The organism is Pseudomonas sp. SCPG-7, from assembly GCF_002156405.1.
Classification (GTDB): Bacteria; Pseudomonadota; Gammaproteobacteria; order Pseudomonadales; family Pseudomonadaceae; genus Aquipseudomonas; species Aquipseudomonas parakoreensis.
Window position 1 is genome coordinate 340019 of the sequence record NZ_MVOO01000005.1, and the last position, 10341, is coordinate 350359.

Annotated in this window: 10 protein-coding genes; all 10 read left to right on the top strand. The window is 62.2% G+C overall.

Annotation, left to right across the window (positions count from 1 at the left end; all coding sequences use genetic code 11):
- Positions 1-190: 190 nt before the first annotated feature.
- Entirely contained in the window at positions 191-1111 is a 921-nt protein-coding gene (locus tag B1722_RS12875; protein WP_086792806.1) for a universal stress protein, read from the top strand.
- A 158-nt stretch (positions 1112-1269) separates the two neighbouring features.
- On the top strand, positions 1270-1902 hold the full coding sequence (gene ycaC / locus B1722_RS12880) for an isochorismate family cysteine hydrolase YcaC (protein WP_007966399.1): 633 nt from the start codon (positions 1270-1272) through the stop codon (positions 1900-1902).
- 199 nt (positions 1903-2101) lie between these two features.
- Positions 2102-3037 carry a Gfo/Idh/MocA family protein gene (locus tag B1722_RS12885; protein ID WP_086792807.1) on the top strand — a complete coding sequence of 312 codons (936 nt, stop codon included), beginning with the start codon at positions 2102-2104 and terminating at the stop codon, positions 3035-3037.
- Between the two features lie 215 nt (positions 3038-3252).
- Complete coding sequence (locus B1722_RS12890) at positions 3253-4305, top strand: isopenicillin N synthase family oxygenase (protein ID WP_086792810.1); 1053 nt, start codon at positions 3253-3255, stop codon at positions 4303-4305.
- Positions 4306-4332: 27 nt separating this feature from the next.
- Positions 4333-5142: a MetQ/NlpA family ABC transporter substrate-binding protein gene (locus B1722_RS12895; protein ID WP_086792812.1), complete on the top strand. Its 810-nt coding sequence runs from the start codon at positions 4333-4335 to the stop codon at positions 5140-5142.
- The gene (locus B1722_RS12900; protein WP_086792814.1) at positions 5139-5939 is read left to right on the top strand and encodes a methionine ABC transporter ATP-binding protein; all 801 of its coding nucleotides are present in this window, start codon (positions 5139-5141) and stop codon (positions 5937-5939) included. The genes B1722_RS12895 and B1722_RS12900 overlap by 4 nt, the downstream gene beginning before the upstream one ends.
- Positions 5936-6607, top strand: coding sequence for a methionine ABC transporter permease (locus B1722_RS12905; protein ID WP_041075005.1), 672 nt, complete (start codon positions 5936-5938; stop codon positions 6605-6607). The genes B1722_RS12900 and B1722_RS12905 overlap by 4 nt, the downstream gene beginning before the upstream one ends.
- An 8-nt stretch (positions 6608-6615) precedes the next feature.
- Positions 6616-8166, top strand: coding sequence for a sugar ABC transporter ATP-binding protein (locus tag B1722_RS12910; RefSeq protein WP_086792816.1), 1551 nt, complete (start codon positions 6616-6618; stop codon positions 8164-8166).
- Positions 8159-9184 (top strand): ABC transporter permease, encoded by a 1026-nt coding sequence (locus B1722_RS12915; RefSeq protein ID WP_086792818.1) that lies wholly within the window; start codon positions 8159-8161, stop codon positions 9182-9184. Before B1722_RS12910 ends, B1722_RS12915 begins: the two co-directional genes overlap by 8 nt.
- A 31-nt stretch (positions 9185-9215) precedes the next feature.
- Positions 9216-10271 (top strand): substrate-binding domain-containing protein, encoded by a 1056-nt coding sequence (locus B1722_RS12920; RefSeq protein ID WP_086792820.1) that lies wholly within the window; start codon positions 9216-9218, stop codon positions 10269-10271.
- The last annotated feature ends 70 nt before the right edge of the window (positions 10272-10341 follow it).

Below are 10341 nucleotides of genomic sequence, written 5' to 3' on the forward strand. Positions count from 1 at the left end.
CAACCGCCTGCGCCAGCTGACGAACGGACGAAAGCGCAGTGCGGGGAACGCAGCTGCGCCATTGCTTGATAAAAATCAGAACCCTCGCAAGGTACCGTCGGATACTGGCCGGGCAAGTGGTCACTACTCGATCGACAGGGATGTCAGGCTGGCCCTCAGGCCAGTACCGCACTGCCAGGATGAGGTTCGTATGCTCAGATTCAAGCGAATGCTGTTGATCGCGCCTGCCGAAATGGTCCGCACCCCGGCCTTCGATCGCGCGATGGCTCTGGCCCAGGCAACCGGTGCGGCGCTGCACATCGTGGCGTTCGATTATGTGCAGGCGCTGGCGGTGGCCGGTCTGTTTGACCACGATGCGATGGCCCAGGCGCGCGAGGGTTATTTGCAAGTGCACCGGCACTGGCTGGAGCAACAGGCCCGGTTCCACACCGGCAGCGGCGTGCAGGTCAGCAGCGAAGTGGTCTGGGCCAGGGCCACGCCGGCGCATCTGCTGGAGTACATCAATGACTATCGGGCCGATCTGGTGATCAAGGATACCCATCATGTCCCGGCGCTGAATCGGGCATTCCATCGACCGCTGGACTGGCTGTTGCTGCGCGACTGTCCGGCCCCGGTGCATCTGGTCACCGAAGCCCGTCATCCTCTGCCGCTGAAAATGCTCGCCGCCGTCGATCTGTCGCATCTGGAGGCTCTGACCCAAGGCCTCAACGACCGCATCCTCAATCTGGCCGCCACGCTGGCAAGCGCTTGCGGCGCCGAGTTGCACCTGCTCAATGTCAGCAACTGGTCGGTGCTGGGCGATGCGGCGATGAGCGTGCCGACGCTGAGTCTGGATCACAGCCTGTGCGAGGCGATCAACGACACCCAGCAAGAGGCGTTTGATGCGCTGGCCGAGCGTTACGCAATCGCAGCACGACGCCGGCACCAGATGAGCGGGATCCCGCACAAAGTGATCGAACAGTTCGCTCGCCAGAACGCGTTTGACCTGCTGGTGCTCGGTACCGCTTACCAGCAGGGCCTCGACGGCTTCATCGGCGCGACGGTCGAGAGTGTCCTCAACCGGGCGCCGTGCAGTTTGATGATCGCCAAGCCCCTACCCGAGGTGAATTGAGACGGAAGCATGCGAGGCCGGTCCTGACCACAGGATTGTCCGTTATGAGTTGACAGTGAAACGCTTTTCAACCGATTTATCGGTTTCGGTGGTGTCAGTAATCTGTGCCCATGTTCAACGCAACGCCAACCACCACAACCAAGAAAAGGGAATCAAACATGAGCACTGCAACCTACAACCGCCTGAACAAAGACGACGCCGTAGTCCTGCTGGTCGACCACCAGACCGGTCTGATTTCTCTGGTTCAGGATTTCTCGCCGAACGAGTTCAAGAACAACGTGCTGGCGCTGGCCGACCTGGCGAAATTCTTCAACCTGCCGACCATCCTCACCACCAGTTTCGAACAAGGCCCCAACGGCCCGCTGGTTCCGGAGCTGAAAGAAATGTTCCCGGACGCGCCGTACATCGCCCGCCCAGGCCAGATCAACGCCTGGGACAACGAAGACTTCGTCAAGGCGATCAAGGCCACCGGCCGCAAGCAGATCATCATTGCCGGTGTCGTGACCGACGTCTGCGTCGCATTCCCGACCCTGTCGGCACTGGCCGAAGGCTTCGACGTATTCGTCGTCACCGACGCCTCCGGCACCTTCAACACCACCGTCCAGCAAGCCGCGTGGAGCCGCATGACCCAGGCCGGCGCACAAATGATGAACTGGTTCTCGGTCGCCTGTGAGCTGCACCGCGACTGGCGCAACGACATCGAAGGGCTGGGCAATCTGCTGTCGCAGCGGATTCCGAACTACCGGAACCTGATGAACAGTTACTCGGCGTTGACCGCGCAGCAGAAGTGACTGCAGCGTTGTGAATATGAAAGCCTGCCCTGAAAAGCAGGCTTTCTTTGTTTGCGCCGCTGCATCAGCGTTGCTACCCGTTGCGCTGACCGAACGCGCACACCAGCAGTTTTTTGATCACCACCACCGGGTATTCCCAGTCGTTTACGGCTAATCTGCGCACTCGCTGACGACAACAAGACAACAACAGGAGTCACTGATGCAACCGATCCGTCTCGGTCTGGTGGGCTACGGCAAGATTGCCCAGGATCAACATGTACCGGCGATCAACGCCGATCCCGGATTTCGTCTGGTGGCGGTCGCCACGCAAGGTAAACCCTGTGCCGGGGTGGAGAACTTTCACTCGTTGAGCGAGTTGCTGGAACACGGTCCGGAGGTGGATGCGATTGCGTTTTGTACGCCGCCGCAAGGTCGATTCGCCCTGGTGCAGCAGGCGCTGGCCGCCGGCAAACATGTGTTGGTGGAAAAACCGCCGTGCGCCACGCTGGGCGAGGCGATGGCTTTGGTCAATCAAGCCCGGCAGCAAGACGTCAGTGCGTTGTTCGCCTGGCATTCGCGCTACGCCCCCGGTATTGAAGCTGCCCGTGACTGGCTCGCCAGTCGCACGCTGCAAAGCGTGCGGATCGACTGGAAGGAAGACGTGCGCAAATGGCATCCCGGTCAGACGTGGATCTGGCAACCCGGTGGTCTGGGCGTTTTCGATCCGGGCATCAATGCCTTGTCGATTGTCACCCGTTTGCTCGCGCAGCCACTGTTTGTCGAGTCCGCCGAACTGCGGGTACCGGACAACTGCCAGTCGCCGATTGCCGCGTCGATCAAGATGTCCGATGCCAGCAGACTCGACGTGCGGGCCGAGTTCGATTTCGACCACGGTCACGACGAACTCTGGAGCATCGAGATTCGCTGCGCCGAAGGGGTGCTGCGCCTGGACAACGGCGGGGCGCTGCTGAGCATCGACGGCGTGCGCCAAGTGGTGTCGGAAGAGGGCGAGTACACCGCGGTGTATCGACACTTCCGGCAACTGATTGGCGATCGGGCCAGCGACGTCGATCTGCAGCCACTGCGGCTGGTGGCGGACAGTTTCTTTGTCGGCAGCCGCGTGGCAGTCGAGCCTTTTTATGACCCGGCACGCTGATCGGTTGAAGCGGGATAGCGGTTGTGCGATGACAGCGAACCTGAGCGTCAGGCCTAAGCTAATGCAAAAAGGGTATTTGTTCGTGGTTTTTAAGATCGTTTAGTTTTGTCTCACGACGAATCAAACGCATCAAACCGATAGACCCCCGATTGCCATGACGGCACACGCTGAATCGATCAAAGGCTCTTCAGGTTTGGTTCACACGGGAGTGAATCATGCCGCATACCCTCGATATCACCACGCTGCCGACGCTCGACCTTTCGTTGTTCGAAGGCACCGCGCAACAGCGTTATGAATTTCTTGAAAACCTGCGTCACGCCGCGCGTGACGTCGGCTTTTTCTATCTCACCGGCCATGGCATCGACAGCCACCTGCTCAAGCAGGTGCAGGATCACGCCCGGCAGTTCTTCGCCTTGTCCGAGCACGAAAAAACCGCCGTCGGCATGATCAATTCGCCGCACTTTCGCGGGTACAACCGTGCCGCTTCCGAGATCACCCGTGGTCAACCCGACTGGCGTGAACAGTTCGATCTCGGCGCCGAGCGTGAAGCGTTGCCGCTGGACGCGGACAGTCCGTTGTGGACTCGGTTGCAGGGGCCCAACCAATGGCCGGCGGCGCTGCCAGAACTAAAACCGCTGCTGCTCGAATGGCAACAGGCGATGACGCGCATGGCGTTGCGTCTGCTGCGTGCCTTTGCCCAGGCGCTGTCGCTGCGGGCGGACGCGTTCGATCAGTTGTACGGCGACAAGCCCAACGAACACATCAAGTTGATGCGCTACCCAGGTCAGGCTGCCAGCGCGAGCCAGCAGGGCGTCGGCGCGCACAAGGATTCGGGGTTTCTGAGCTTTCTGCTGCAGGACCAGCAGGCCGGTCTGCAAGTGGAGGTTGAAGAGGGGCGCTGGATCGATGCGCTACCCCGCGACAACACGCTGGTGGTGAACATCGGCGAACTGCTGGAGCTGGCCACCAACGGTTATCTGCGCGCCACGGTGCATCGGGTGGTGTCGCCGCCCGCAGGCAGCGAGCGTTTGTCCATCGCCTTCTTCCTCGGCGCGCAACTCGATGCCGTGGTGCCGCTGTACCCGTTGCCCACCGTGCTGCTGCGTGAAGCGCGTGGCCCGGCGAGTGATCCGCTCAATCCGTTGTTTCGCGATGTCGGCTGGAACTACCTCAAGGGTCGGTTGCGTTCGCACCCCGACGTCGCCCGGCGCTTCTATGCCGACGCGCTGATGCCCGCCGCACCGGCTCGTAAAACCGCCAACGCCTGATTCATCACTCGCTCAAGGACTCTGCACATGTTGAAAAAAACAGGTTTGACCCTGGCCGTGCTCGGCGCGCTGGTGACTTCGTTCGGTGCTCAGGCGCTGGAGCCGCTGCGGGTGGCCGCTGATCCGGTGCCCCACGCGCAGATTCTCGCGTACATCCAGACAATCGATCCGCAACTCAACCTCAAGGTCATCGAGATTCCCAACGGCGTGAACTCCAACGAGCTGTTGGTGCACGGCGATGTCGATGCCAATTACTTCCAGCATCTGCCGTACCTGAAATCCCAGGAACAAGCGCTGGGGCAGAAACTCGCGGTGGCCGCCACGGTGCATATCGAGCCGTTGGGCATCTATTCGCGCCGGCACAAAAGCTTCGCCGAGGTGCCGGAAAAAGGCACCGTCGCCGTGCCCAACAACGTCACCAACCTGAGCCGTGCGCTGTACCTGTTGCAGGACAACGGGTTGATCAAACTCAAGCCCGGCTTCAAGGATCCGGCGGCCGATCAGGCCACCCCCAAGGACATCGCCGAGAACCCGAAACAGCTGAAGATCCTCGAAATCGAATCGCCGCAAATCCCTCGGGCGCTGGACGATGTCGACCTCGCGGTGATCAACGGCAATTACGCACTGGAAGCCGGACTGGTGCCGGCCCAGGATGCGCTGGGGCTGGAAAAGGCCGAGCACAATCCGTACGCCAACATCCTGGTGACTACGCCGACACTGCAAAACGATCCGCGCATCGCACAACTGGCCAAAGACCTGACCTCGCCGCAAGTGGCGAAATACATCACTGATAACTTCAAGGGTTCGGTGATTCCGGTGGAGGATGCCAAGCCATGATCGTCGTCGAGCGTTTGAGCAAGACCTACCCGTCAGCGCCGGCACCGGCACTGGATCAGGTGTCACTGAGTATTCCCGACGGCGCGATCTACGGCATCCTCGGGCGCAGCGGCGCAGGCAAGTCGACCCTGTTGCGTTGTCTCAATCTGCTCGAACGCCCGGACAGCGGGCAAATTCTCATCGACGGCGTGGACCTGCTGACCTTGACGCCCAGCGACCTGCGCCGCCAGCGTCAGCGCATCGGCATGATTTTCCAGGGCTTCAATCTGCTGCATTCACGCACCGTGTTCGACAACATCGCCGTGCCGCTGGAGATCGCCAACGTCGGCAAACCGTGGCGCCATGTGCGGGTGCGCGAGCTGCTGGAACTGGTCGGTTTGACGGACAAGGCGCAAGCCTTTCCCTCGCAGTTGTCCGGTGGGCAAAAACAGCGGGTGGGGATTGCCCGCGCCCTGGCCGCCGAGCCGGCGTATCTGCTGTCGGACGAAGCCACCAGCGCGCTGGACCCGGAAACCACCGCGTCGATTCTTGAGCTGCTGCGCGACATAAACCGGCAACTGGGCGTGACCATTGTGCTGATCACCCATGAGCTGGACGTGGTCAAGTCGATCTGCGATCACGCAGCGTTGATGGCCGACGGGCGCCTGGTCGAGTCCGGCCCGGTGCCGCGTTTGCTTGCCGATCCGCAGTCGAGTCTCGGCACTTCGTTGCGTCCGACCTGCGGCCTGCCGCTGGGCCACGACATTCCCGGGCTCAGCTTCCTCAAGCAATACGGCGTGCGAGCGGCTCAGTCATGAACCGCGCGATCAACTGGAATGAAATCCTGCAACTGCTGTTCAACGCCACCGGCGAAACCCTGTACATGGTCTTGCTTGCCGGGCTGTTCACGCTGCTGATCGGTTTGCCGCTCGGGGTGTTGCTGTTTGTCAGTCGCCGCGACGGCCTGCGGCCGCTGCCACGGCTCAATGCCGCGCTGGGTTCGCTGGTCAATCTGGGGCGCTCGCTACCCTTTGTGGTGATGTTGATTGCGCTGATTCCGCTGACGCGTCTGCTGGTGGGTACGACCCTCGGCAGCACCGCTGCGGTGGTGCCGATCACCATCGGCGCGTTTCCGTTTTTCGCGCGGATCGTCGAGAACGCGCTGGACGAAGTCGACAAGGGCCGGATCGAAGCGATCCTCGCCATGGGCGGCGATATCCGCCATGTGATTTGCAAAGTGCTGCTGCCCGAAGCGCTGCCGGCCCTGCTGGCGGGGATCACTCTGACGCTGGTGATGCTGATCGGTTTTTCTTCCATGGCCGGGGTGATTGGCGGTGGCGGCCTCGGTGATCTGGCGATCCGTTACGGCTATCAGCGTTTCAACAACGAAGTGATGGTCGCCACCGTGGTGGTGCTGGTCATTCTGGTGCAGGGCGTGCAAAGCCTGGGCGACCGGCTGGTGCGTTCGCTGGCCCATCGACGTTAAGGAATATTATGAGTGTCGTCGTGGCCCGCGCGCCGCTGATTCAGGTGCGCGAACTGAGCAAACGCTTCGGCTCGAACAGCGCCCTGGATCGCGTCAGTCTGCAGATTCATCCCGCCGAAGTGGTGGCGTTGCTCGGTGCCAACGGTGCCGGCAAATCGACGCTGGTGAAAATTCTCGCCGGCAGCCAGCGCGCTGATGACGGCGAGATTTACATCGACGGGCAGCCCCGGCAATTCAGCTCGCCGCTGTCGGCACGTCGAGTCGGAATCGTTGCCGTGCATCAGCAGATCAACCAGGGCATTGCGCCCGGTTTGAGCGTGGCGGAAAACCTGCTGCTCGATGAGTTGTGCAAGCCTGACGCGGACTTTTGGCTCAATCGCCAACGCCTGCTGGAGCGCGCCGCGAGTATCGCCGCCGGGCTGGGGCTGGTGTTGCCGCTGGAGCAGTCGATTGAACACCTGGGCCAGGCCGAACGGCAGTTGGTGGTGCTGGCGCGGGCCTTTGCCTTACAGCCGCGTCTGCTTATTCTCGATGAGCCGACTGCCGCGTTGTCGGACGCCGAGGCGCAACGGCTGTTCGGTCTGATCGACACCCTGCGCAGTCGTGGCGTGGCGATTGTTTACATCTCCCATCGCTTGTCCGATCTGCAACGGGTGGCGGATCGCGCCATTGTCTTGCGCGATGGGCGACTGGCCGGAGAATTCAGCGCACGGCAGTTGCCGGAAGCGGTGCACGCCATGCTCGGGCAGGCGCTGGACGGGCATGTCTACACGCCCGGCAGCGTGGGCCGAAAAGTGTTGGGCGTGCGCGGTTTGCAGGTTTTGCCACGCTCCAGGCGTTTCGATTTCAACCTGCACCAAGGCGAAGTGGTGGTGCTGACCGGACTGCTCGGCGCCGGCAAAAGCGAAATCGCCGAAGTGCTGTTCGGCTTGCGCAAAGCCGTGGCCGGCAGTCTGCAACTGGACGGCGTGGACTGGCTGCCGGGTTCGCCAAGGGAAGCGATTCGCAGCGGTGTGTTTCTCGCAGCGGAGGATCGCGCCAGTCAGTCGCTGGTGCCTGATTTCTCCCTGCGCCGCACGCTGACACTGCCGTTTCTGCAGCGTTTCACCCGTGCCGGGTTCATTCGCAACCGCGCCGAAGCCGCAGCGGTCGAGGCGCAAGTCGCGGCGCTGGGGATCAAGACCGCCGGCATCGAGGTGCCGATGAGCGCGCTGTCCGGCGGCAATCAACAGAAGGTCGTGCTTGGTCGCTGGCTGCTCGGAGAAGGGCGGGTGTTGATCCTCGACGAGCCGTTTCAGGGCGTCGACGTGCGCGCCCGCCGTGAAATCGGCCAATTGTTGCGCGACAGTGCCAGCGGCCGGGCAACCCTGGTGATTTGCGCCGATGTCGATGAGGCCCTGGAAATCGCCGACCGGATTCTGTTGGTGCGCGATCACGCGGTGGTCGGCGAATACCCGCGTGCCGGTCTTGAACGCGCGACCCTGGTCGCCGCGTTGGCTGGCAGCGACGCTAGCGAAAATCCTTTTCACGCCACGCCAAGGAGCAGAGCGAGTGCCTGATTCGAGTTCATTGTTGTCTGCCGCTACGGCACCCGCCGAGCGCCTGCTGCAAGCGCTGATCCGCTACGGCCTGTTGTGGCTGCTGGCGCTGATCGTGGTGTTTTTCAGTGTCGCGGAACCGGCGTTTTTGCGTGTCGGCAATCTGTTCAGCATCTTGCAGTCGGTGTCGATCGTCGCGCTGCTGGCCCTTGGCGTGACGCTGACCATGGCCGTCGGCGGACTTGATCTGTCGATTGGGGCGGTGGCAGCGATGAGCCTGATGATCGCCAGTTACGTGATGGTGGTGCTCGGCTGGGGCGCGGTGCCGGCGGTGCTGATCAGTCTGGCCGGTGGCGCAGTGGTCGGGCTGCTCAATGGCTGGCTGATCGTCAAGCTGCGGGTGCCGGACATTCTCGCGACGCTGGGCAGCATGTTTCTGGTGATCGGCGTGCAACTGATTCCCACGGGCGGACGCTCGATTGCGGTGGGCATGACCTTGCCCAGTGGCGTGGAAACCGAAGGCACGTTCAGTACGGCGTTTCTCGCCCTCGGCCGCGGACGCTTGTGGGACGTGGTGCCGGTGCCGGTGTTGATCACTGCGTTGGTGGCGCTGGCGGTGTGGCTGTTTCTTGAGCGCACGCGCATCGGCCGGTTGTTTTATGCGATTGGCGGCAACGAGCAGGCAGCGCGATTGGCAGGCGCGCCGGTACAGCGCTTGAAGTTGCTCGCTTACGTGTTGTCGGCATTGCTCGCTTCACTTGGCGGGTTGCTGTTGGCGGCGCGCCTGGGCCGGGGTGATGTCAGCTCCGGCAACGGTCTGGTGCTCGACGCCCTCGGCGCGGCGCTAATCGGTTTTGCCGTGCTCGGAGCGAAGAAGCCCAATGCGTTCGGCACGTTGGTCGGCGCACTGTTGGTGGCGTCGCTGCTCAATGGCCTGACCATGCTCAACGCGCCGTACTACGCGCAGGATTTCGTCAAGGGACTGGTGCTGGTGCTGGCCCTGATGTTCACCTTCGGCCTCGCGCATCGGGCGCGCTGAGCCGGTTCATTTATCGCTGCAAGGAAGATGTATGCACGGTTCAATCAAGCAGTTCGCACGCCATTGCCTCGCCGGCGCGGTGCTCTCGGTGTTGGCTTTGAGCGCTCAGGCCAAGGCATTGCCGGGTGCTCCGGCGCCGTTCGACAAGGGCCAGGTGCAGATCGCGCTGGTCGGTTACCTGTTTTCCGGGGACTTTCCCGAGGCGTACCTGCGCGGCGTGGAGAAACAGACCGAGGCGCTGGGGGCCAATCTGCGGGTGTTCGATGCGCGGCAGCAGGCGGCGAGTCAGGGCGAGATGATCGATCAGGCGATTGACCTCGGGGTCGACGGGATCATCGTTCAACTGGGCCTGGCGGAAACACTCAAGGGACCGATTGACCGGGCGATCGCCAAAGGCATCAAGGTGGTGGCGTTCGACGTTGACCTGAACAGTCCGCAAGTGACTCAGGTCGAGCAGGATCACCATGCACTGGCGCGGCTGGCGCTGGATCAGGCCGTGAAAGACAACGGCACGCGGTTCGATGCCGGTTACGTGTACATCAGCGGCTTCACGCCGATGGAGCGCCGCGACGAGATCTGGAGTCAGGTGAAAAAGGCCAATCCGGGCATCATCGAGAAGGCGCGGTTCGGCACGCTCAATCCGCCGATTGCCAACTCGGTGGCGGATCAGGCCAGCGCGGTGCTGCGCGCCAATCCGGATATCCGCGTGATCTTCGCGCCGTTCGACGAGTTCGCCAAAGGCGCGAAAATCGCCGTCGACGAGGCCGGGCTGGGGCGCAAGGTGAAGATCTACAGCGCTGACATCTCCACCGCCGACATCCAGATCATGAAAGAACCGGACAGCGCCTGGGCGGCGACCGCAGCGGTCAATCCGCAAGTCGCGGGGGCGATCAGCGTGCGCAGTCTGGCGATGTTGATTGCCGGCGAAAATCCGGGGCATCAGGTGCTGGTGCCGCCGACCCTGATCACGCGTCAGCAACTGCTCGATCTGGACGTGAAAAACGTTCGCGATCTGGCGCAGAAACTCCCGGCGTTCGGTGATACCGCCAACGTGGCGCGGGCGGAGTGGATTCCTGTGGCGAATTGAAAAATCTGTATTCATTCACCGATCCCTGTGGGAGCTGGCTCGCCAGCGATAGGGCCTGTTCAGCCACCTT

Coding starts and splice junctions, on each gene's coding strand:
- B1722_RS12875 (WP_086792806.1), top strand. CDS start 191: ATGCTCAGATTCAAGCGAATGCTGTTGATCGCGCCTGCCGAAATGGTC.
- ycaC (WP_007966399.1), top strand. CDS start 1,270: ATGAGCACTGCAACCTACAACCGCCTGAACAAAGACGACGCCGTAGTC.
- B1722_RS12885 (WP_086792807.1), top strand. CDS start 2,102: ATGCAACCGATCCGTCTCGGTCTGGTGGGCTACGGCAAGATTGCCCAG.
- B1722_RS12890 (WP_086792810.1), top strand. CDS start 3,253: ATGCCGCATACCCTCGATATCACCACGCTGCCGACGCTCGACCTTTCG.
- B1722_RS12895 (WP_086792812.1), top strand. CDS start 4,333: ATGTTGAAAAAAACAGGTTTGACCCTGGCCGTGCTCGGCGCGCTGGTG.
- B1722_RS12900 (WP_086792814.1), top strand. CDS start 5,139: ATGATCGTCGTCGAGCGTTTGAGCAAGACCTACCCGTCAGCGCCGGCA.
- B1722_RS12905 (WP_041075005.1), top strand. CDS start 5,936: ATGAACCGCGCGATCAACTGGAATGAAATCCTGCAACTGCTGTTCAAC.
- B1722_RS12910 (WP_086792816.1), top strand. CDS start 6,616: ATGAGTGTCGTCGTGGCCCGCGCGCCGCTGATTCAGGTGCGCGAACTG.
- B1722_RS12920 (WP_086792820.1), top strand. CDS start 9,216: ATGCACGGTTCAATCAAGCAGTTCGCACGCCATTGCCTCGCCGGCGCG.